The organism is Pedobacter sp. WC2423, from assembly GCF_040822065.1.
In the GTDB taxonomy this organism is placed as follows: Bacteria; Bacteroidota; Bacteroidia; order Sphingobacteriales; family Sphingobacteriaceae; genus Pedobacter.
Genome location: NZ_CP162005.1, coordinates 2,853,060 through 2,874,360, shown reverse-complemented (window position 1 = coordinate 2,874,360; position 21,301 = coordinate 2,853,060). Strand labels below are relative to the sequence as shown.

The window sequence follows — 21,301 nt, the reverse complement described above, 5'->3', positions numbered from 1 at the left end:
GATGAAGAAAACGGATGTAGCTGTGATTGGAATGTCCTGTATTTTCCCCGGAGCGGGAGATCTGGATACCTTCTGGAAAAATATTATTAGTAAAGTTGATTCTACTCAAGTTGTGCCACCGGATCGTATTGATCCGGTGCACTTCGATAAAGATTCTACCGGAGTTGACCGTTTTTATTGCAACAGGGGTGGATTTATACCTGAATACAACTTTGATCCACAGCGTTTTGGTATTCTTCCTGTAGCCGTGAATGGCACAGAGCCTGATCATTTACTGACGCTGGATTTGGTTTACAGGGCTTTAGAAGATGCAGGTGTATTTGAAAAAAACACCTCTTTAGCAAAGACCGGTATTATCATTGGAAAAGGGAACTATGCAGGCCCAGGTGCAACAAGGGCTATTGAAATTGTAAGAACTGGTGAACAAATTGCTGCGGTACTGAAAGATTTACTGCCACAACTGGGAACTGAAGACATAGAAAAAGTAAAACATGAATTCCATGCACGTAAAGGTCGTTTCGGCCCGGATACAGCCATGGGATTAATTCCAAATCTGGTCGCCTCACTCGTGGCTAACCGTTTAAATCTGGGAGGTGTCGCCTTTACACTGGATGCGGCATGCGCAAGTTCCTTGATTGCCATAGACCATGCAATTCAGGAATTGAACAGCGGACGCTGTAATATGGTGATTGCAGGCGGGGTACATGTAGGGCAGAATGCAGCTTTCTGGAGCATATTTTCCAATTTAGGTGCACTCTCCAGACAAGAAAAAATCAAACCTTTTGATACCAGTGCTGATGGTTTAATTATCGGTGAAGGTTGCGGATTTGTAGTTTTAAAGCGGTTAGAAGATGCTGTTCAGGATAAAGACCGGATTTACGCCGTGCTTAAAGGGGCAGGGGTCAGCAGTGACGGAAGCGGTACCAGTGTCATGAGTCCTTCGGTAAAAGGTCAGCTCAGCGCAATCACACAAGCCTGGGAGAATTCAGGCTTGTCAGCCAAAAATATCGGTTACCTCGAAGCACATGGTACAGGTACGCCTTTAGGAGATAAAACAGAACTGGAAACCCTCACCCGGTTTTTTGGCTACAATGCTGAATTACCAAAAGCAGGCATCGGGACTGTAAAATCTAATATCGGCCACGCCATGCCTGCAGCAGGAATTGCCGGGTTAATCAAAACCTGTTTAGCCTTATACCATGATGTGCTGCCCCCGACACTGCATTGTGAAAATCCATTGGCACAACTCGCACAAACACAATTTTCAGCAGTTCAGGAGCCGTTGAGCTGGGAGAAATCCGGACTGCCTAAAATTGCAGGTGTCAATGCCTTCGGATTTGGAGGAATTAACGCCCATGTGGTTTTGGAAGGATTTAAGGCCCCTAAAAAAGACAAAGTTTTGCTGCTGGCACGTCCAACGCACGAGGAATTGATCAATGCCCTGGAAAATAATGAGTATAGCGCCGGCACTGGAAATTACCGGATTGCAGTATTTGATCCAACTCCCGAAAGAATCAAAAAGGCAATTAAGATTGCTGCAAAAAATAACCCATGGCGTAATAAACAAGATATCTGGTATACCAATGAACCATTAATCAGTAATGGTGGTAAAATAGCATTTGTTTTTCCTGGTCTGGATGGCCTGGCAGGTGGCGAGGTAGCCAGCGTAACTGATTATTTCAATATCGCAGAAGCCCAGCATGCTAAAGCGGAGGGTTTACTAAGCGATGCCTTAAAAACACTGAATAAAAGCAGTGTACTTGACATCGCCCTCAAACAATTGGGTATACAGCCTGATATGAATGCCGGACACAGCTTAGGAGAGTGGCTGGCAGCAAGATCATCAGAACTGGCTGAAGAAAGTTCAGTTTCACAATTGCTGAAGGTGTTGAACCCGGAAACTTTTGAATTAAAAGATTCGAGATTTATCGCTGTGGGCTGCGGAATAGAACAGCTTTTACCGATCATCGCCAATATCAATGACGTTTATCTTTCGAATGACAATTGCCCGCAGCAGGTTATTTTATGCGGCAGTAAAAATGCTTTAGAAGAGCTGACCCCCATATTAAAAGCAAAGCAGATTTTTCATCAGATTTTACCGTTCCAGTCTGGTTTTCATTCTCCGTTTATTGCAGATAAACTGGAGGTGATACTGGAAGGGATGAAAGATATGCAATTCCGTAAAACAACAACCCCATTATGGTCGGCCACTACGCTGGAGCTTTATCCGGAAGGCTTTGAAGCCATTCGTCAATTGAGTGCAGAACACCTGATTAAGCCGGTGCGTTTCCGGGAATTGACAGAGAAACTTTATGAACAGGGCGCAAGGGTGTTTATACAAATCGGATCGGGTGGATTAGTGGGTTTCATTGATGATACCCTGAAAGGAAAAAACTTCAGTACCATCTCTTCCAATGTACCTGTCAGATCAGGAATTACTCAGCTGCAACGCGTTATTGCAGCACTTTTTGTAGAAGGTAAAGAGGCCGGGCTGAACTTTCTGGGACAAATTAAATCCAGCCCTGTCTTAAAAGGTAAGGGGATCAAATTAGAATTGGGTTTACCAATAATTACCGGTCTGAATAGCCTGAAAGGACTAACAGCAGGAGCATCACCAGTTTACAGCACGCCAAATCCTGCGGTATACGCCAAAGGGCTATTGGAAGATGTAGCTGATCCGGTGATGAAAGCATTCAATGAAAATGTACTGGAAATGGCAAATATACAGGCCGAAATACAGCAGCTGTTCAAAAACAGGATCTTGCAACCTGCAAATCAGGTGAACCGGACAGCAGCACCTGCAGTAGCTGTACCTGAAGTGTTTACGCCACAGGCACCTCAGGTAGCAGCCACACCTTTAAAAAGAGTACCTTTTACTAAACAACTGGACATCACACTGGAGAACTGTCCTTATCTGAAAGACCATGCTTTACTCAGACAGCCTGAAGGCTGGCATTGTGTAGCTGATATGGACCCGGTTATTCCGATGACGATGATCTTTGAATTATTCGGAGAAATAGCCGCAGAACAATCTCCAGGAGAACAGGTTCATCAAATATTGAACATTAAAGTTTTTCAATGGATGAATGTGATCAAACCTTTCCGCGAAACCATTACCGGTGAATGGAAAGATCAGCAGAAGGTATACCTCAACTTAGAGCGTTTTGCGAATGCTGAAGTTGTGCTGGCAAAAAAACTGGGTATACCTGCACCTCAATCTTTTGATATAGGTAAAATCCTAGACATCCAGCGAACTGCGGAACAGATCTATGAAAATCATATGTTTCACGGGCCGGGTTACCAGGGCATTAAATCTTTAAAAGCAGTCGGTGAAAAAGGAATTACCGGTATTATTGAAAGTGGTGCCGGAAAAGGTTCTCTGCTGGATAATGCAGGTCAGCTCTTCGGCTTATGGCTGCAACTGATCCTGACCAAAGACCGGATTGCCTTTCCTGTGAAAATACAGGAGATTGAGTTTTTTGGAAATATGCAGGATCAGCAGGGTGAATTTGAATGTACCTGCGTGCTGACTGATCTGAATGAAGAATTTGCAACGGGTAATTTTATCATGAAACGTGATAACCAGGTATGGGCAATAATCTCTGGCTGGCAGAACAGGAGACTGGAAATAGATGATGCTTTATGGAGCGTATCTATGTCGCCCCTGCACAACCGTTTATCCAAAGAAATCGCACCTGGCATTTTTATGTTTCACAATGCTTATTCAAGAGTAGTTTCCTGGGATTTCATTCTGAAACGTTATTTCAATCAGGACGAGAAAAAGTATCACAACTCCCTGCTGCCTAACAAAAGGAAAACCTGGATGATCAGCCGGGTGGCTGTGAAAGATGCCGTCAGGAATCTGCTCAATAAAGAGAAACAACATGCCTGTTATCCGATCACGTTTGAAATTAAATCGGACGAGCTGCAAAGACCTTACCCTCACGGAGGTCAAACTGCTGGTATCCATGTTTCTTTAGCACATAAAGGGACTGATGCCGTGGGGGTTGCGCGGCTGAACAGACCTGTAGGTATTGATATTGAAACTATTGAAGAACGCAGTGCAGGATTTTTTGAGCTTGCATTTACTGAAACAGAAATGGCCTTGCTCCAGGGGCGGGACAAAGCAGAATGGGCAACCCGTTTCTGGACAGCCAAAGAAGCCTATGGCAAGTACCTGGGCAAAGGCTTGCAAGGGAACCCAAAGGCCTATGTTATAGAAGAGATCACAGGCGAAGAATTACGTATCAAAGACATCATTATAAAAACCATTAAACATCATAACTATATAATCGGATGGACGCAATAACAACGAATCGGCAATTAAATAACAACGAAATCTTTGACTTGATGAAGCAATTCATCACAGAAGTTATCGGGGAAGAATTTGTAGAAGAAATGGACATTACACCGCAAAGTTCTTTTACCAAAGACCTGGAAATGGACAGTATAGAAATTGTATCCTTCTCTGAAAAGATAAAAACACACTTTGGTGAACAGATTGATTTTACAGGATGGTTATCTGCAATGGATCTGGATCAGCTCATTAACCTGAACCTGGAAATGATCATTAATTATATACACGAATGCCAGTCATCCAGGTAAATCAAAGAGAAGTGCATATCCAGGAATTGAATAAAGGGGCGGCTGAGACTGTTCTTTTAATTCATGGCATGTTCAGTAATCTTTCTGTTTATTATTTTAATATCGCCCCGGTACTGGCAGAACATTTCCATGTGGTCATGTACGATCTGAAAAGCCATGGAATGAGTGAACGTGTGCTGGAAGGTTATGACTTGAACAGCATGACTGACGATCTTTGTGCGCTGATGGACGTATTGAAACTCGAAAAAGTGCATCTGGCAGGTTATAGTTTCGGTGGTCTGATTGCTTTGAAAATGGCGATGCGTTTCCCGGAGAGATTGGGGAAGCTGGTGGTTATCGAAGCGCCCGATCCGAATGATGAAAAAACCCGCGGCATTATTGATGACTACAGCAGAGAATTCCTGGAGCACTATGTAGCGAATTTTACAGATACCACGAAGGTAAAAATGGGTAAAAGACAAATGGAGCGTAACCACCAGATGTATGAATATCTGTTTTATCAAACCAGTATCAAAGAAGATATGATTCTGGAAAGCGGATTTTTCAGTACACCAGAAATCAATGCACTGGAAAAGGATACACTTTTACTCTATGGGGCAGCCTCTGATTGTTTGCAGGCAGGAAAACAACTGAATAAACTGATCAGCAACTCCGATCTGATCCCGCTCGACGGTGATCATAATATCCCGATTCAGAAACCAGAAATGGTGGCAAACATTGTAGCCGGGTTTTTTATAAACTAATTCAACTTTATACACGCGCTATGGCAAAATTTGTATTTATTGTTCCTCCGCTAACTGGCCATATTAATCCCACTTTGAGTATGGGAGCTGTTTTACTGCAACGCGGACATCAGGTTGGCTGGATTACACTGGATCCTGACCTGGCTGTTAAATTACCTGAAGGAGGGGAGTTATTACTGATTCAGTATGAAGAAAGCGACCAGCAGAAACAGGATAGTGAACAGTATCTGGATATCATCACCAAAAAGATTGTTTATGGAATTGATAGTATCAAATTTTTATACGAAGAAGTCTTAATACCGCTAAACCGCCATAGCTATGAAGGTATAGTGAGTTTGCTGGAAAAATATAAACCAGACCTGGTGATTACGGATCACCAGATGTTTGCTGGTGCTATTGCAGCAGTGAACCAAAAAATCCCTTATGCAACCTCAGTTACTGCGCCCGCTGCGATTAAGATCATGGACGAGCTGCCTAAAGTCCATGAATGGGAAGTGAACCAGATCGTGGCTTTGCAAAAAGAACTGGGCATTGACAGACCTGCTTCTATAGCCTGTTCAGATATTCTGACGATGGTTTTAACTTCCAGGGAATTTTTTGGGGAACTGGAATTGCCAGCCTCTTATCATTTTGTCGGGCCGGTCATCAACCGCAAACCAGTCCATGCCTTTTTTGATTGGGACTTATTGCAGAAAAATAACAGGCCTAAAATATTGGTCAGTATCGGAACCACTTTTGACCATGAGCATAAAAAGAATTTTTTCACAAAGGTCATCGAAGCTTTTGAAAACGAAGATGTGACTGTAGTGGTCGTTTCTGATCCTTCACTTTTTGACTTCTGGCCTGAGAATTTTATCGTACAGCGGATGGTTCCGCAACTGGAATTATTACCACATCTGGATGCTGTAGTTTGCCACGGCGGGCACAATACGGTCTGTGAAACGCTGATGAATGGTTTACCGATGGTCGTTATTCCAATTGCCTACGACCAGTCACATGTAGCAGGCAGAGTCGTGCGTGTGGGTGCTGGTTTACGTTTGAATTTTAACCGTTTCAAAGCCAGGCACCTTCAGGAAGCTGTTCAGCAAATATTGCAGAATGCCGCATTCAAAACTGCTGCAGAAGAAATTAGAGCCTCATTTATAGCTGCTGGTGGTACTGAAGCTGCCGCTACTTTACTCGAGCAGTTTAGTGTCAACGAACCTTTGTTTTTATTCAATAATTAAAACAGGAATTATGTCTAAATTTTTATTTGTCGTACCCCCTTTTTTTGGCCATATCAGCCCAACCCTTAGCATCGGGTCCAGTTTAATTGCCCGCGGGCATCAAGTGAAATGGATAGGAATTACACCGCTTGCTGCAAAGCATATCCCTGAAGGCGGAGAATTTATTTATCCTGAAGCAGACCTGAGTGAACATCAGGAAGAAATTGACCGGATATTAAAGCGTCAGGATGATGGCCCTGCTTGTTCTGGCCCGGAGGTCATGAAACTGGCACTGGAAGAAACTTATGTTCCATTTGCAAGGATGATGATGAAAGGCCTGGGAAACTTTGTGGACCAGTGGAAACCAGATGTGATTGTCAATGACTGTATTACTTTTGCAGGAGCTTTATGTGCTCATCTTAAAGGCATTCCATCAGTGACCACTACGCCAGTGCCACCAGATGTGATCGGGGATACGCAAACCAGTGCCCCTAAAATATTTGAATGGCAACAACAGCTGATCAAAGGCTTACAAGAAGAACTCGGGATCTATGGAGATGATATTTTTATTCATTCTCATAAACTCAATCTCGTTTTTACCTCTCAGGTATTTGCCGGATTTACAGAGACCCCGCCGCATATGAAATTTGTCGGCCCGGTAAAAGGCAGGCCAAATCATGCTGCTTTTGACTGGGAAAAACTTGCAGCTGCAAAAACACCTAAGGTATTCGTTTCCTTAGGAACTTTATTAGTAGATATCAGAGCTGCATTTTTTCAGAAACTGATTGATGCTTTTGCAGATCAGCCAGTTACCATCATCGCAGCTACGAATCCGGATATCTTTGAGGTATGGCCTGACAACTTTATTGTCAGCAGCTTTGTACCGCAAACAGAATTGATGCCGCATATGGATGCGGTGATCTGTCATGGTGGTTTCAATACTGTCAATGATACTTTCACCAATGGACTGCCTATGCTGATCACCCCTATTGCCTATGATCATTTTCATACGGCTAAACTGATTGTAAATGCAGGCTGCGGAATTAGTATCCGTTACAAGAGATTAAAAATTGCTGATTTGCAAAGCGCTGTTTTCGAATTGCTGGAGAATCCACAATACCGGAACGCAGCTTTAAAAATAAAAGAAACATTTATTGCTTCAGGAGGGAATGACAAAGCAGTGCAGCTGCTGGAAGATTTCGCTGAAGCAGCACAATTGGTCGAAAAGAATAATTAACACTGATGAACCCGACATGAAAAGAAAGCTGCTTTTTGGGGAAAGATTAATGCTTGGTGATGGAAAAACTCCTTTTAATGGAGTGGTCCCAGTTAAAATCCGCGGAGAATTTTCTGTTGCGGGCCTGCATCATGCCTTGTTAAGACTGCAACAGAAACATCCTTTATTGAATGCAGTGATTACCTATGATAAGAATAACCGCCCGTACTTTGCTACAGCTAATGAACGGCCAGTTAAAATTCCGGTAGAAATCCTTCCCAGGCACAGTGATCATGACTGGGAAGCGGAGACAGTCAGGCAATGGCAAACTCCGTTTAAAACAGAACTGGAACCGATGTTACGTATCTCATGGTTAAAAGGAGATGGAGTTTCTGAGCTGCTCATGGTCTTTCACCACTGTTTGATTGATGGCAGGTCCATACTGACTATGCTGACTTCAATATTCGAATTAATTGACAATGGAGATGCTGATATTGGTCAGGAAACCCCCATTAAAGGACTTGCAGACATTGTCCCTGCTGAGATTCTGGAAAGCAGAAAGAAAAAGATAAAAGTGAACCTGATCGGTAATATTGTCGTATTAGCTTTAAGGCTGATGCGGGTGGGAAGAAAAGCTGTAGAAAGAAAAAAGGATTATTTGATTCACTGGAAAATTGATGAAGAGATGACCTCAGAACTTTCCGGTTTCTGTAAACGCGCTGAAGTAACGGTCAATACGCTTTTATGTGCAGTGGTGTTACAAGCTTTTAAAGAGGTAAGAAAAGAAAAATCACATAATAAGATTTCCTGCCCGGTTGATCTGCGTAGTATTAATCAACATATCAAAAAGGACAATATTTTTGCTTTTGGCTCTATGTTCGTTGTCAGCTCTTATCCGGAGCTTGATTTTATGAGCAATCTCAGGGCTATACATCAGGATATTAAGCAAAAGCTCAAAAAACTTGATCCATACCTGATGCTGATGGTACTGGAAAAAGCACATCCTGTACTTCATAAATTCATTCGCTTTTTAAAACACAGTAAATCAAGTAACGATTGTATGTTCTCTAATCTGGGCAGGATAACTATACCTTATCAGTATAAAACATTTGAAATAGAAACCATGTACGCACCTGCTGCAATCGGTCCTCTGGGTAATACAACGTCACTGTTAACCTCTACCTGTCGCGGGCAAATGGACTTTTGCTTCGTTGCCAGCGAAGGATATATTCCCTATACAGAAGGTCAGTCTATACAAACCAGGATCATGTCGATCCTTAAAGAACAATTACAAACACAACTTCAACCAGCATAACAAATGAAAAGAAAATTGATCATCGGAGAAAGAGTGATGTACGTGGACGCAATTACCCCTGTGAATTGCATTTTTACAGTTAAGATCCGCGGGGTTATTGAGCCGGAAAACTTGCGTGCAGCCCTTGATAAAATACAGCATAAGCATCCTTTATTAAGGATGCAAATCGATGATCAACAGGCCGGTGGCCCATATTTTGTTTTGAATGAGCAGCTTAAAGTCATTCCGGTACGAGTTGTTGAACGTAAAGGAGAACAAGACTGGATCAATGAATCCAAAGCAGAATGGGATAAACTGTTTGATGGTGAAAATGAGCCGCTGGCGAGGGTTGTCTGGTTAAAATCAGCGGAAGTTTCGGATATTTTATTAGTGCTGCCACACTGTATTTGTGATGGGACTACGCTGGTAACGCTGATGCAGGAATTATTATTCCTGCTGGATGAACCCAGTATGGAGCTTAAACCTTATGCTTCTTTTCTGTCTGTCAAAGAACTTTTATCCTCTTCTTTTTCGGTCTCACAGGCGAAGGTCTTTAAGGCGCGTCTGTTTTCTTTACTGGGTAAAGCCTTTTTCTATTTTAAGCCGGCCCAGCGTAAAGTTGCAGCAGGAAATAATTACGTGGTGCACTGGAGACTGGATCAGCAGGAGACCGTTGAATTGGTTGAGCGTAGTAAAGCTGCGGGCACTACCGTTCATGCGGCTTTGTGTATTGCGGTCATGAAAGCTTTTCAGCAGGTAAAGGGAGGGAAAGCACATGGAAAAGTCATCTGCCCGGTAGACATCAGGCAGTTTATTCCTGAAATCAAAAATGACACTATGTTTGCCTTTGCACCTATTGTAGAATTAGAGATCAACAAGAATGAGGCGGTAGATTTCTGGAGTAAAGCAAGGATGCTGAAAGCCGATCTGAATACTAAAGTAGAAGCTTTGAAAGTTGCAGAAATGCTTTGGATGAGCGAGTATTTTCATGCAATTGTGGGCCGCATGGTCAGGTTCTTAAAAGCCACAGACGGAACACATGATGTTACGCTTTCCAATATGGGCAGACTCAGAATTGCAGAAAACTACCAGAATTTTGAAGTACTGGCTATTCATAGTCCGACAGTGGCTTTTCCGTGGAGAAATCCAAATACGATGATCGCGAGCACTTTTAAAAACAAAATGGATTTTACCCTGATGTCCAATGATACTTTTTTGACTGAACAAGAAGCCCTGCTCGTTAAAACAGCCACAATGAGCCTGTTATTTGAAGATTTAAAACAATTATCCGTTGCCTGATATGTCTGCACCTGATACAAAAAAAAATGCAGTCACGCTAAAGCGTTTTTTACGTAAGAATTTGCTGTATTATATAATTCCGAATGTATTTTTTAATACGATCATTCCATATTTTAGTTTTACAGACCTGAATGCCGTTCATTTATTTGATGGAGCGCAAAACCTGGCCCGGTTTATTTTGCCGATGGCCTTTTTTCTGCCCTTCATCATTACTTTTGATATTCTGAAAAAGACCATTACACTGTCAGAGAAAGGGCATGCTGAACTCATTCTGCCAGCAGGCTTTAAGAAAGTTAAGTTCATCTTTCAGCTGGCAGGTATTAACGGTTTTTGTACGGTATCATTTGTTTTTGCAGTGATGCTTGGCCTGCATTTTGGCTTTCCTGAACTTTATAATTATAATGGAGCTGTGCTGGCCGTTCTCTTAGGGTTAACAGCAGCGGTATTTTCTGTTCTTTTTACTTACCTGCCGATCAAAAAATTAAAGAAACATCATCTGCCTGATAGGGTGGATGACCGTATTGATGAGCAGCAATTGATCAAAGAATGAAATTTTAATTACCAAGGATGAGCTGTTTCAATTTAGCTATAAATCACGATTGAAAAAACAGCAGTTAATTTACTGAATCAGCGTACTTATCTGTAAAAATGTGAACTTTATTCTTTCTTATCCGTAAAATTTCCGGATTTTTTGCAATGCCTTGTTATTGAAGTTGGTATGATTGAATTTTACTGAAATATCAGGTAATCTTAACCATTAATCATGTCAGTAAACACAAGTACCGTAAACGGTTTAACAGCAGCACTGGAAAGTAAATTTGAGCATTTGTGGCATTTAGTCGGGAATACACCGATGCTGGAATTACATTATGCTTTTCAAGGAAAACCGGGGAAATTATATGTGAAATGTGAACATTATAACCTGACTGGAAGTATTAAAGACAGGATTGCCTTATTTACTTTATACCATGCTTATAAAAATGGGCTGATCAAACCTGGTGATGAAATCATTGAAGCAACCAGTGGCAATACCGGAATTGCCTTCGCGTCGATTGGCAGAGCAATGGGACATCCTGTGAAAATCATTATGCCGGGCTGGCTCAGTAAAGAGCGGATTGATATTATCAAAAGCCTTGGCGCGGAAGTTATACTGGTCAGCAAAGAAGAAGGTGGGTTTTTAGGCAGTATCAAACTGGCTGAAACTATGGCTTTAACAAATGACCATACTTTTTTACCCCGTCAGTTTGAGAATACAGCTAATCCAAAAGCACATGAGGAAACCACAGGTGCCGAAATCTGGGAACAGCTGAGTTTAAATAATTTAATACCTGATGCTTTCGTGGCGGGAGTAGGGACTGGTGGAACTATTATGGGCGTTGGACAGTATTTAAAGCAAAAAAACAAGGCCATTAAAATCCATCCGCTTGAACCGGCAGAATCTCCGACACTAACCACAGGTTATAAAGTAGGAAGTCATAGAATACAGGGGATTTCTGATGAGTTTATTCCGGCAATTGTAAAACTGGATGAACTGGATGAGGTAATCCAGGCAAGCGATGGGGATGCGATCTTAATGGCACAAAAATTAGCCTGTCAGTTAGGGCTGGCCGTGGGGATTTCTTCGGGTGCGAACGTGATCGGAGCGATAAAATTACAACAGGAATTAGGTATGGATAGCTGTGTGGTTACTATATTTTCTGACAGTAATAAAAAATATCTGAGCACAGACCTGATGAAAGAAGAGCCCGTTAAAGCAGATTACCTGGCACCAGAAACGGAGTTTTTTCAGTATAAGCCGATTGGCAGATTGAATAAATTTTAAAGGCAGGCAGAAACTAATGAATGACCAATGTGGTATGGTGCATCCGCTGTTTAAGTTCCATAGCGGTGAATTCTTCCACATTGATCAGTTCAATAAATCTTTTTTTATTGAATTCAGGATTTAGCTGAATCAGGCTGCAGGCTAATTTAATCTTCTTTTTTTCTGACACCGCTAAGGTCAAACTGATTGTTGATGTTACCAACTATATTGTCATTGTCTTTTTTTAGCAGGTTCATTTCTACCTGGCCGCTGCTATGGTCAAACGTAACCGTAACCGTAGAATCTTTTAAGGTAACCGTTTTAAAAGGCATCTCTTTTTTCTCCGCTACACTGGTGATGCCGCCGGCCAGCTGGCCATCTTTCAATTCAAACTTTACCAGCGCATCGGTATTGCCGTTGGGAAGTCCTTTAATGACGATGTTCCACTGACCAACAAAGTAAGTGTCATTTTTTTGAGCTGATGCAGCACTGGTTATCAATAACAGGACTACAAAAGATAACATAAAGCTTAATTTCTTCATAATTGTCTGATTAAATATTTTCTTTAAATATAAATAATAATCAGTCAAACGTAAGAAGCCGGTCTATGTCTTTTTATAAACATTCGAACCGGCTTCTGAAGAAGGGGTTTTGTATTATCCGGCTAATGCAATTGCTTTATTCAGGCTGTTTAATTCATCAGTACTTAAACTCATATCCATTGTTTTTGCGTTGTCAATTGCTTGTGCAGCATTTCTTGAACCCGCAAGTACAATGCTCACCCCTGGTTGCAAAGTAGTCCATCTTAACACGACTTGTGCAACTGTTGCATTTTTGCTTGCTGCAATTGGCTCAATCGTCTGCAAAAGTGCTTTTACTTTTTCAGGATCAAACTGACCAAAATAACCATTACGGTGATCATTGGATTTAAGCCTGGCATCTTTGAAATATTTACCCGTTAATAATCCTCTTTCAAGCGGGCTGTACACAATGATACCCATATTGTTTTCCAGGGTATAAGGAACAATTTCTTTTTCGATTTCCCTGTTCAGCATACTGTAAGCAACCTGGTTTGAAGCAAGGCTAATTGTTTTTTGTGCTTCTTTTAGCTGATCAAGGCTATAATTACTCACACCAGCTGCTCTGATTTTTCCTTGCTTGATCAATTGATCAAGCGCTTCCATGGTTTCATCAATAGCTGTCGTAGCATCAGGCCAGTGCAATTGTAAAAGGTCGATATAATCAGTCCCTAAACGTTTTAATCCCTCTTCTACTTCTTTAATGAGATTACTTTTAGCAGCATATTTATAAACAGGTATACTTTTACCAGCTGCTCCGGCATCGAAAAAGAATTCTCCTTTTCCATTGTTGCTGCCATCCCAAACCAATCCGAATTTATTCAGCAACTGGATTTTCGAACGATCTCTTCCTTTAATTGCTTCACCAATCAGTTCCTCACTTAATCCGAACCCGTAAAATGGTGCAGTATCGATACTGGTTACTCCGTGATCCAGTGAAGCATGAATGGCATCAATTGAATCTTGTTTTTCATTTCCACCCCACATGGTTCCGCCGATAGCGAAAGCACCATGGGTAATTGCTGATAAGTTTAATTCTGTATTTCCTAATTTTCTGTATTCCATAATTATATAGTCTGATCACTATCAGAAGCAGGTGTTTAGCCTGCTCTTTTAGTGATATGTATGATGGGTGAACCATCTAATATTGTAGCAGCATCTGCTGCAAATTTTTTAATATGCGGGGTTACATTGTGTAAATCCCAATCTTCCTTGCTTGCCCATTCTTCATGGAAGATAAACAGGTTTGGATCTTCCTGAACCTGGTGCAGGTCATATTGCAGACAAGCAGCTTCAGTTTTTGATCCTGAAACCAAAGTTTTTAAAATCGCTTTTAATTGTTCAGCGTTTCCTGGTGTACTTTTAATGATTGCTGTCAGATAAAAACTCATGTTCTTGTTTTTGATTAATGAAAGTATTGGTTAAATGTTCCTGATATAATCTCATATCATTGACAATATCAGCATTCTTCTCTACATCGTGAAAATGGATACCAGCCAATGGTTTCATACCTGTAAAAGCATTCATGCGGTGAAAGCCAAATAATACACCATCATCTTCACTACGCTGATCGAAAAACTCACCAGGTAACGTGAAAGCAGCAACTGGTGCATTCCAGGAAGAGGTTACCATATATTTTTTGCCTTGTAAAGAACCACCAGTTCCGTAATTAATATTAGGGTTGGCTGAAGAACGGCCGTCGTTGCTGTAGATCCCTTTCTGGTGACCTTCAGTAAATACCACGTCAATATATTTTTTTAAGCCATTAGGAACCTGGAACCACCAGATAGGGGTATGGTAAATTACTACATCGGCCCATACATAATTTTCTACTTCCTGTGCAGGATCATATTCATCATTGATATCAGTTGACCTGATTTCAAATCCAGGCTGACTTTTAAAGAAGTTTAGTGTTGCATTGAAAATTGTGTTGTTAAAACGACCTCCGGAGTGTCCGAAAACCTGTCCTCCGTTAATCACAAATATTTTTTGATTTTTCATTTTGCAGATCTTTTAATTTCCAGGACAAAATTAAGTCTTCTGCTGCTCTCATTAAAATAGTATGAATCATAGTAATGTATCATAATTATAATACATTAATGATCTGCCGATTTGCTGTAGTCAGCTTTCTGATCGGGTATAACAATTTACATCATCGTATTGATCCGGATACTTGCTTTGATCAGAGCCATTGCTTTAATGTATTCCATGTTGATGTCTTTTGGGGCATGTGCCGTATTATGGCTGATTAACCTGATATAATCTTCCCCTTTTTCCGAATGATGAACATATCTTAATATAGTGGCATCATCTCCGTCAATATTGATTAATAACAAATACATCTCGCCATAATAGATTCCTTCTTTCAGGTTATTTACCTTTTTATAAATGACGATGTCACCGCTTTTCAAAACGGGATACATACTTTCTCCAAGAATATAAAGGGCACCGTCACTTTTTGGAAGTTTAGGGATCTGTATATAATCAATGATATTTGGCGGCTGGTTAAAAAAATCAAGCAGACTTCCGGAGGGGTTCATTTCATAAAGCGGAATCCCCTGGTGGTGCTGAAGATTGTTGCTGATTCCTGTTGCGGTTGGGTGAGTTCCTGCTGCCTGATGGGTTAAGGAAACATCAGCCTCCTTTTTAACCTTCTTCATTTCTCCTGAATCATTAAACATCCATTCGAAACTAATGTCAAGATCGTTGCATAACTTCACGATGAAATCCACTTTAGGAACGATTTTACTCCGGTAATTCCTGATGTTAGCTTCGTTTGTTCCCAGGGCAGCGGCAAATTTTGAATTGTTATCCTCAAAATAAGTCACAGCTATCTCGTTGATCTTTTTAATTATATCCATTTTGATAAAAAGAATTATCCGGCTGTAAAGATTGCATAAAAAGAATAATTATAACTGATTTTACCAGGCAAAATAATTAGTAATTGTCTGGAATGCCCCCTGAAATTGACTTTTCAGGCAAGCAATAATGTATAGCTTATCTATTTATCTTAGTATAGATTTTAAACATAAGTTATGGAAACAATTCTGTTAGACACAGACCGCACGTTTACTACGTTATTACAGGTGATCTCTTCGTTCGATGAGCAGCAGTTAAATGAGATCCCTTTTGCTGATAGCTGGACTGCCGGACAAGTTGCACAACATCTTATACTCGCTAATACAGGATTTATAGAAGTGATGCAGGGACCTGTAAAAGATGCCGGCCGGGAACCAGATCAGCTGGTGGCACAGATCAGAGCTGATTTCCTGAATTTCGGGACTAAAATGAAATCTCCGGATTTTATTCTGCCCCTGCCCATCAGTTACAGTAAACAAAGGCAGCTGGGGACACTGGAAAATATCAAAAGCAGTTTAATCAATTTGATACAGACTATGGAACTTGATCAGATATGTTTGACATTTGAGTTGCCTGGATATGGTTTTCTGACGCGTACCGAAGCCATATATTTTGTGAATTACCATAGTCAGCGACATACGCATCAGCTGAATACTATCTATCAGTATTTATCAGCAGTATAACATGTCTATTCCTGATTTGACTTGACAAAGTTTAGGTTAACTCTTAAATTTAATTAAAGTATGGAAAAGCCAAGAAAAGGATCAAAAGGTGGTCGGTTAACCATCTATGATGACAGTTTTAAAATTTCAGTAGCCCGGGAATATTTGACGGGTGAATATAGTTCATATGCTCAACTTCGTGTAATGAGTTATCAATCAATTTAATCTTAAGCTTATGGCAATGTTTAAAGAGGTGAATGCATTCAGTGGTTTCTCCGTAAAGGAGATAGACGAAGCAATCAGATTTTACGAGAATATACTGGGATTGGAAATTTCCCGGACGATGGGGCAGTTGGTATTGCATATCGCAGGCGGAGGAACTGTATTCGTTTATGCTAAACCTAATCATGTTCCGGCAACTTTTACAGTTCTTAATTTTCCGGTGATCAACCTGCAGGAATCAATGAATGAATTGCGCAAAAGAGGAATAGAATTCATCATTTACAAAGAGGATGGCTTTGAAACCGATGACCAGGGAGTATTTCATGGCGGTGGCCCCAGGATTGCCTGGTTCAAAGACCCGTCTGGCAATATCTTGTCCGTTTTGGAAAAAGGCAATGCTGATGAAAAAAGACAATACTGATGAAAACTGATTGGCCTGTTTAAGATGGCCCGATTGCAAGTTTAATGCAGAAAGGAAAGTAGAACAATTGCAAAATGATCCCTGAGTTCAGGAATCATTTTGCAGGTACTATTTGAAAAATATTGGGTTTGCAGTTTCAAAAAAATTGCAATTCACTAATTGCTTAAATGGCGTCGTAAATGATAACCTTTTCGAAGAGGCCTCTGAATTCATCTAAAAAGGCTATATGTATAGGGTGACCCTGGTAAACATCATGACCAGCAAGATCTTCAAAAAATAAAATCAATGAAAAGGTATAAGTTGTATCTACAACTGCACGTTCAATAGGAGCAGGAGCTCCAATATGGATTTTTGTTGCAGTTTCTATCTTTTCTAAAGATTCAAGGCCTTTTCTGAATGCACTTTTTTGGTCTGCTGTGGTATCCGCTTTTAACCAGAATAAAACATGGTGAGCTATCATAGTATATTTTTATTTTTTTCTTCTGCAAATGTAATAACCTTCTCCAGTATACAAGAAAAACAAGCACGCCCCCGATCATAATGGATGAATACTTTGACTTTTATGTGTTATATTTAGGTATTAAAAAATAATCAAATGATAAAACTTGGTCTTCTCCTAACTAATCAGTACAGATTATTAAGTGTAGCAGCTATACTGGATGTCTTTGAAACAGTCAACAAACTTTATCTTCAGGATGGACATCCGGCTCCTTTTCAAATTGATTTATTTTGTAGTGATGACAGTTTGCTAAGCAACCCAGGTACTTATTTTTATGGCTACCAGCCATTGTCTATTCAAAATCCATCCAAACAAGAGCTCATTTTGATTCCTTCGTTTATCAATGAAGATATAAAGCATGCCATTGCTGAAAACTATCCGGCAATTACCTGGTTGAACCAGCAATATGCAGCAGGCGCAGAACTGGCCAGTTTTTGTACCGGTGCTTTCCTGTTAGGTGCAACAGGACTGCTCAATGGGAAAATTGCAACCACACATGTAGATGCTTGTGCAGATTTTGCTTCTGCATTTCCAGAGGTCAGCCTTCAGGCAGAGAAGACAGTTACCCAGGACGGCAGGTTATACACCAGTGGAGGAGCAACATCCAGTTTTCATTTGATGCTGCACCTGTTACAGATACATTGCGGAAACGCAATTGCCATTAAAATCGCAAAGCTTTTTGCTATTGACATGGACAGACATACGCAATCTTATTTCAATACCTTCCAGATTTCCAGAAAGCATAATGATGATCTGGTTGCAATGGCGCAGCAAAAAATAGAAATGGCTTATCATAATACCGGAACTATTGAAGAAATGATTAAAGATATACCTGCCAGCAGGCGAAATATAGTCAGGCGTTTTAAACAGGTTACCGGAATTACACTCATTGAATACTTACAGCAGACCCGTATTGAAGCTGCAAAAAAATTGCTGGAGCAAACTGTTGAACAGATGACGGAAGTAATTTATAAATCAGGATATAATGATCCTAAAGCTTTTAGAAAAGTATTCAGAAAAGCAGTTGGGATGACACCGAGCGAATACCGTGATAAATTCTATTTAGGAACAAGAGCCTGATCCTGTAATGAACTGGAATAACAATAAAGTAATTGCGCATCGGGGTGCTTTTAAAAAGAATAACCTGCCTGAAAATTCAATTGCTTCCTTAAAAGAGGCGATCAGATTAAAATGCTATGGATCTGAATTTGATGTTCATTTGACTAAAGACAATTTAATTGTTGTAAATCATGATGAAGATTTTCAGGGGATCCCGGTTGCCTCTTCCACCTATGCTGAATTAAGGCAAAAAACGCTACACAATGGGGAATACCTTCCAAGTCTGGAAGCGTATCTGAAAGAAGGAATGAAGCAGGATCACACGAAATTGATCCTGGAAATTAAAGTCGCTGCCAATCTTCCGGATACTTTAATTCTTACTGATGCAGTGTTTGCAATGGTGCAAAAAATGAATGCCGGAGCGTGGATAGAGTACATTAGTTTTAGCTATGAGGCACTGCTGCGGATATTACAGCATGATCCTGCTGCAAAGACTGCATTTCTTGCTGAAATTAATGATGAGCTTCCTGTTGAAACCTTAAAAAGAGATCATATCCAGCAGGTTGATTATGACTTTTGTATTTACCAGACCGGAGATTGGTTTAACCGTGCTCACAGTCTGGGTATGACGATCAATGCGTGGACCGTTAATGATAAAAAAGATATGTTAACCCTGCTGGAAAACAAGATCGATTTTATCACTACTAACGAACCGGAATTATTGCTTAGCTTAATGAAGTCAGGCTGATTTATTTTGTTTAATGTGTTTAATTCATTTGAATTAACGTGCAGGGCTAATGCTCTTGTAAATGAAATTATGCAGGGCTGCTGTGGTAACTTTCAGGTCGGCTGATAAGTACCATATGTTGTTCACCCTGATACCTTTACTGGAAGAATCCAGTGGGAACCTTGCTTGTTCGATGGTCTTGCTTTTTGAATTCAGCAGGTCTCCGCCAATTTTAAAGAGATTCATACCTGATAAACTTGTTTCCATATTCGGTAAAATCTGATTCATAAATACCGGGTATAAAGCCGGGCCTGCACCTTTCATCTTATTAAACAGTGCAATCAGGACGGTTCTTTGTCTTTCAGTCCGTTCGTAATCGCCACGGCCAACTGCTCTGATCCTGGTGTAGGCCACAGTTTGTCTGCCGTTTAATACCTGGATACCAGGGTTGGTTACATTCACAGGAGGGATGTTCTCAATAATAGAAATCTCTTTCAGGTAATTATTCAGGTAAGGGATTTCTTCCGGTTTAACATTGATCTCTACACCACCAAGCGCATCGATCATTTTAGCAGTCCCGAAGAAATCAACATTGATATAATCCTGGATGTCCATATCAAAGTTCTGATTAATAGTCTTGATAGCCAGCTGAGGGCCTCCAAAAGCAAATGCAGCATTGATTTTATCCATTCCTTTGCCTTCTATATTCACATAGGTATCCCGCATTATAGAGGACATTTTGATCTTTTTGGTTACCTGGTCAATCGTAATAATCATGATCACATCAGAGTTCCCTTCCTGGTTCTTATCCCGTCTGTCTACTGCAAAAAGTGCCAGGTTGATGGGCGGGGTAGCCATAGCAGCAATCCTTTTCTGTGTTTTCGGGGAGATGCCCAGTGCAGCCGGAGTTTTGATCAGTTTAACCACAGGGCGTGGAACTGTTGTTTCTGCAGGAGTACCTGCTGGCGCAGTGCCTGTTGGTGGAGTGGTTAAGCTGGTCGTGTCTTGTGCTGAAACTGAAAAAGAAATTGTACTGAACAGCACCAGGCTTAAAAAGATATATTTCATAATAACAGGGTAATCATTAAGTTAATTATTTGTAATCAATTTATTACTTGCAAATTATGTGCTAACTATCAGAGAAAGAGCTATTGTTTTGAATTTCAGTGGAGTTTAATTCCTGCAAATACGCTCATTCAGAGCACTGGGGGTATAAATTTTACAGTTAGTTGAGATAATTCCCCTAATTTTAAGCTTCTGGGGCATTTATTGCCAAATCGGGAAATTAAAAATGTGATTATCTTTATAAAACATCAATGGTATCAAATTAAACTGATATATATACCTTTATTGCCTTGAACAGGCTGTTTGCTAATATTCCGGGCTTCAGGTTAAATAAATTACCTTATTTTAGCTCTTGATTTATAGTTTTTCCAAAGCACTCCTTCAGGAATTATATTTCGCCGCTGATTTTGGCAAGATATTGGGAATATAGAATGTAAATACAATAGGTACTGATAATTGGAAATTATTTTATCAATCCATATTAAATTATAAAACTGATGTTTATTTTAATTCGTAATTGTTGATAGGATGTATAACTTGCATAAGAATTGATTGTCATGGTTTTGATACAATAAAATGCGGTTATTTAATCAAATAATAAATTTCTGAATAATATTAATCTACATCTTAAATTCCCCTTTAAATGGAAAATGTCTCATTTGGTAAAAAGCAAATTTTAATAGTTGACGATGAGCCAAGTATCTTAAAACTACTCAACTTCATCCTCTCAAAGCAGTACGCTGTTCATGCAAAGGAGAGTGGATATAAAGCGCACTTGTGGTTAGAAGAAGGAAATTTTCCTGACATTATTATTCTGGATTTGCACATGCCTCATTTTGATGGTACTTCTTTTCTGAAAAGTATTAAGATCAGTGGTTATTACCGGGAAATCCCTGTTATTATTTTATCAGCAGCAGAAGATCTGGATAAAATTGTTGCAAATTTACCATTCAAAGTAGAAGCATACTTTCCTAAACCTTTTAACCCGGAGAGTTTGAAAAATGAAATTGCCAGAGTCTTAGCTACATTAACAACTGCTATTTAAA

At 40.3% G+C, this 21,301-nt stretch carries 22 protein-coding genes; 14 read left to right on the top strand and 8 right to left on the bottom strand.

Annotated elements, in window-relative coordinates:
- Window position 1: 1 nt before the first annotated feature.
- From AB3G38_RS11645 to AB3G38_RS11605, 9 genes are all read left to right on the top strand, one after another.
- Window positions 2–4,309, top strand: coding sequence for a beta-ketoacyl synthase N-terminal-like domain-containing protein (locus AB3G38_RS11645; RefSeq protein WP_367868637.1), 4,308 nt, complete (start codon window positions 2–4; stop codon window positions 4,307–4,309).
- A 41-nt stretch (window positions 4,310–4,350) separates the two neighbouring features.
- A complete protein-coding gene (locus AB3G38_RS11640; protein ID WP_367868636.1) occupies window positions 4,351–4,605 on the top strand; it encodes a phosphopantetheine-binding protein in 255 nt (84 codons plus the stop codon).
- Window positions 4,587–5,348 (top strand): alpha/beta fold hydrolase, encoded by a 762-nt coding sequence (locus AB3G38_RS11635; RefSeq protein WP_367868635.1) that lies wholly within the window; start codon window positions 4,587–4,589, stop codon window positions 5,346–5,348. Before AB3G38_RS11640 ends, AB3G38_RS11635 begins: the two co-directional genes overlap by 19 nt.
- Before the next feature lie 20 nt (window positions 5,349–5,368).
- Complete coding sequence (locus AB3G38_RS11630) at window positions 5,369–6,574, top strand: glycosyltransferase (protein ID WP_367868634.1); 1,206 nt, start codon at window positions 5,369–5,371, stop codon at window positions 6,572–6,574.
- Between the two features lie 10 nt (window positions 6,575–6,584).
- Window positions 6,585–7,790 carry a glycosyltransferase gene (locus tag AB3G38_RS11625; RefSeq protein WP_367868633.1) on the top strand — a complete coding sequence of 402 codons (1,206 nt, stop codon included), beginning with the start codon at window positions 6,585–6,587 and terminating at the stop codon, window positions 7,788–7,790.
- Window positions 7,791–7,806: 16 nt separating this feature from the next.
- Window positions 7,807–9,084, top strand: coding sequence for a condensation domain-containing protein (locus tag AB3G38_RS11620; RefSeq protein ID WP_367868632.1), 1,278 nt, complete (start codon window positions 7,807–7,809; stop codon window positions 9,082–9,084).
- Between the two features lie 3 nt (window positions 9,085–9,087).
- Window positions 9,088–10,362: a condensation domain-containing protein gene (locus AB3G38_RS11615; RefSeq protein ID WP_367868631.1), complete on the top strand. Its 1,275-nt coding sequence runs from the start codon at window positions 9,088–9,090 to the stop codon at window positions 10,360–10,362.
- 1 nt (window position 10,363) lies between these two features.
- The gene (locus AB3G38_RS11610) at window positions 10,364–10,912 is read left to right on the top strand and encodes a hypothetical protein (RefSeq protein ID WP_367868630.1); all 549 of its coding nucleotides are present in this window, start codon (window positions 10,364–10,366) and stop codon (window positions 10,910–10,912) included.
- Window positions 10,913–11,125: 213 nt separating this feature from the next.
- The gene (locus tag AB3G38_RS11605; RefSeq protein WP_367868629.1) at window positions 11,126–12,184 is read left to right on the top strand and encodes a PLP-dependent cysteine synthase family protein; all 1,059 of its coding nucleotides are present in this window, start codon (window positions 11,126–11,128) and stop codon (window positions 12,182–12,184) included.
- Window positions 12,185–12,197: 13 nt separating this feature from the next.
- Here AB3G38_RS11605 and AB3G38_RS11600 read toward each other — a convergent pair whose 3' ends face one another.
- From AB3G38_RS11600 to AB3G38_RS11575, 6 genes are all read right to left on the bottom strand, one after another.
- The gene (locus AB3G38_RS11600) at window positions 12,198–12,353 is read right to left on the bottom strand and encodes a hypothetical protein (protein ID WP_367868628.1); all 156 of its coding nucleotides are present in this window, start codon (window positions 12,351–12,353) and stop codon (window positions 12,198–12,200) included.
- Complete coding sequence (locus AB3G38_RS11595) at window positions 12,331–12,705, bottom strand: hypothetical protein (RefSeq protein WP_367868627.1); 375 nt, start codon at window positions 12,703–12,705, stop codon at window positions 12,331–12,333. Before AB3G38_RS11595 ends, AB3G38_RS11600 begins: the two co-directional genes overlap by 23 nt.
- Before the next feature lie 114 nt (window positions 12,706–12,819).
- Window positions 12,820–13,806, bottom strand: a complete 987-nt coding sequence (locus AB3G38_RS11590) for an aldo/keto reductase (RefSeq protein WP_367868626.1) — start codon at window positions 13,804–13,806, stop codon at window positions 12,820–12,822.
- 35 nt (window positions 13,807–13,841) lie between these two features.
- On the bottom strand, window positions 13,842–14,132 hold the full coding sequence (locus tag AB3G38_RS11585) for a putative quinol monooxygenase (RefSeq protein ID WP_367868625.1): 291 nt from the start codon (window positions 14,130–14,132) through the stop codon (window positions 13,842–13,844).
- Window positions 14,104–14,742, bottom strand: a complete 639-nt coding sequence (locus AB3G38_RS11580) for an NAD(P)H-dependent oxidoreductase (protein WP_367868624.1) — start codon at window positions 14,740–14,742, stop codon at window positions 14,104–14,106. Before AB3G38_RS11580 ends, AB3G38_RS11585 begins: the two co-directional genes overlap by 29 nt.
- A gap of 146 nt (window positions 14,743–14,888) precedes the next feature.
- Window positions 14,889–15,602, bottom strand: a complete 714-nt coding sequence (locus AB3G38_RS11575) for a helix-turn-helix transcriptional regulator (RefSeq protein WP_367868623.1) — start codon at window positions 15,600–15,602, stop codon at window positions 14,889–14,891.
- A 174-nt stretch (window positions 15,603–15,776) separates the two neighbouring features.
- On the opposite strand from AB3G38_RS11575, the gene AB3G38_RS11570 reads away from it, so the two are divergent.
- The gene (locus AB3G38_RS11570; protein ID WP_367868622.1) at window positions 15,777–16,283 is read left to right on the top strand and encodes a DinB family protein; all 507 of its coding nucleotides are present in this window, start codon (window positions 15,777–15,779) and stop codon (window positions 16,281–16,283) included.
- Between the two features lie 214 nt (window positions 16,284–16,497).
- Window positions 16,498–16,905, top strand: a complete 408-nt coding sequence (locus AB3G38_RS11565) for a VOC family protein (protein WP_367868621.1) — start codon at window positions 16,498–16,500, stop codon at window positions 16,903–16,905.
- Between the two features lie 163 nt (window positions 16,906–17,068).
- Here the strand turns inward: AB3G38_RS11565 and AB3G38_RS11560 are convergent, their stop codons facing one another.
- Window positions 17,069–17,365 carry a Dabb family protein gene (locus AB3G38_RS11560; protein ID WP_367868620.1) on the bottom strand — a complete coding sequence of 99 codons (297 nt, stop codon included), beginning with the start codon at window positions 17,363–17,365 and terminating at the stop codon, window positions 17,069–17,071.
- A 135-nt stretch (window positions 17,366–17,500) separates the two neighbouring features.
- On the opposite strand from AB3G38_RS11560, the gene AB3G38_RS11555 reads away from it, so the two are divergent.
- Complete coding sequence (locus AB3G38_RS11555; RefSeq protein WP_367868619.1) at window positions 17,501–18,484, top strand: GlxA family transcriptional regulator; 984 nt, start codon at window positions 17,501–17,503, stop codon at window positions 18,482–18,484.
- A gap of 7 nt (window positions 18,485–18,491) precedes the next feature.
- On the top strand, window positions 18,492–19,211 hold the full coding sequence (locus tag AB3G38_RS11550; protein ID WP_367868618.1) for a glycerophosphodiester phosphodiesterase: 720 nt from the start codon (window positions 18,492–18,494) through the stop codon (window positions 19,209–19,211).
- A gap of 33 nt (window positions 19,212–19,244) precedes the next feature.
- Here the strand turns inward: AB3G38_RS11550 and AB3G38_RS11545 are convergent, their stop codons facing one another.
- A complete protein-coding gene (locus AB3G38_RS11545) occupies window positions 19,245–20,258 on the bottom strand; it encodes an LCP family protein (protein WP_367868617.1) in 1,014 nt (337 codons plus the stop codon).
- Between the two features lie 640 nt (window positions 20,259–20,898).
- On the opposite strand from AB3G38_RS11545, the gene AB3G38_RS11540 reads away from it, so the two are divergent.
- Window positions 20,899–21,300: a response regulator gene (locus tag AB3G38_RS11540; protein ID WP_367868616.1), complete on the top strand. Its 402-nt coding sequence runs from the start codon at window positions 20,899–20,901 to the stop codon at window positions 21,298–21,300.
- Window position 21,301 lies beyond the last annotated feature (1 nt).

Excerpts from the sequence above, each read along its gene's own strand:
- AB3G38_RS11645 (WP_367868637.1), top strand. The coding sequence starts at position 2 with ATGAAGAAAACGGATGTAGCTGTGATTGGAATGTCCTGTATTTTCCCC.
- AB3G38_RS11640 (WP_367868636.1), top strand. The coding sequence starts at position 4,351 with ATGAAGCAATTCATCACAGAAGTTATCGGGGAAGAATTTGTAGAAGAA.
- AB3G38_RS11635 (WP_367868635.1), top strand. The coding sequence starts at position 4,587 with ATGCCAGTCATCCAGGTAAATCAAAGAGAAGTGCATATCCAGGAATTG.
- AB3G38_RS11630 (WP_367868634.1), top strand. The coding sequence starts at position 5,369 with ATGGCAAAATTTGTATTTATTGTTCCTCCGCTAACTGGCCATATTAAT.
- AB3G38_RS11625 (WP_367868633.1), top strand. The coding sequence starts at position 6,585 with ATGTCTAAATTTTTATTTGTCGTACCCCCTTTTTTTGGCCATATCAGC.
- AB3G38_RS11620 (WP_367868632.1), top strand. The coding sequence starts at position 7,807 with ATGAAAAGAAAGCTGCTTTTTGGGGAAAGATTAATGCTTGGTGATGGA.
- AB3G38_RS11615 (WP_367868631.1), top strand. The coding sequence starts at position 9,088 with ATGAAAAGAAAATTGATCATCGGAGAAAGAGTGATGTACGTGGACGCA.
- AB3G38_RS11610 (WP_367868630.1), top strand. The coding sequence starts at position 10,364 with ATGTCTGCACCTGATACAAAAAAAAATGCAGTCACGCTAAAGCGTTTT.
- AB3G38_RS11605 (WP_367868629.1), top strand. The coding sequence starts at position 11,126 with ATGTCAGTAAACACAAGTACCGTAAACGGTTTAACAGCAGCACTGGAA.
- AB3G38_RS11595 (WP_367868627.1), bottom strand. The coding sequence starts at position 12,705 with ATGAAGAAATTAAGCTTTATGTTATCTTTTGTAGTCCTGTTATTGATA.
- AB3G38_RS11590 (WP_367868626.1), bottom strand. The coding sequence starts at position 13,806 with ATGGAATACAGAAAATTAGGAAATACAGAATTAAACTTATCAGCAATT.
- AB3G38_RS11585 (WP_367868625.1), bottom strand. The coding sequence starts at position 14,132 with ATGAGTTTTTATCTGACAGCAATCATTAAAAGTACACCAGGAAACGCT.
- AB3G38_RS11580 (WP_367868624.1), bottom strand. The coding sequence starts at position 14,742 with ATGAAAAATCAAAAAATATTTGTGATTAACGGAGGACAGGTTTTCGGA.
- AB3G38_RS11575 (WP_367868623.1), bottom strand. The coding sequence starts at position 15,602 with ATGGATATAATTAAAAAGATCAACGAGATAGCTGTGACTTATTTTGAG.
- AB3G38_RS11570 (WP_367868622.1), top strand. The coding sequence starts at position 15,777 with ATGGAAACAATTCTGTTAGACACAGACCGCACGTTTACTACGTTATTA.
- AB3G38_RS11565 (WP_367868621.1), top strand. The coding sequence starts at position 16,498 with ATGGCAATGTTTAAAGAGGTGAATGCATTCAGTGGTTTCTCCGTAAAG.
- AB3G38_RS11560 (WP_367868620.1), bottom strand. The coding sequence starts at position 17,365 with ATGATAGCTCACCATGTTTTATTCTGGTTAAAAGCGGATACCACAGCA.
- AB3G38_RS11555 (WP_367868619.1), top strand. The coding sequence starts at position 17,501 with ATGATAAAACTTGGTCTTCTCCTAACTAATCAGTACAGATTATTAAGT.
- AB3G38_RS11550 (WP_367868618.1), top strand. The coding sequence starts at position 18,492 with ATGAACTGGAATAACAATAAAGTAATTGCGCATCGGGGTGCTTTTAAA.
- AB3G38_RS11545 (WP_367868617.1), bottom strand. The coding sequence starts at position 20,258 with ATGAAATATATCTTTTTAAGCCTGGTGCTGTTCAGTACAATTTCTTTT.
- AB3G38_RS11540 (WP_367868616.1), top strand. The coding sequence starts at position 20,899 with ATGGAAAATGTCTCATTTGGTAAAAAGCAAATTTTAATAGTTGACGAT.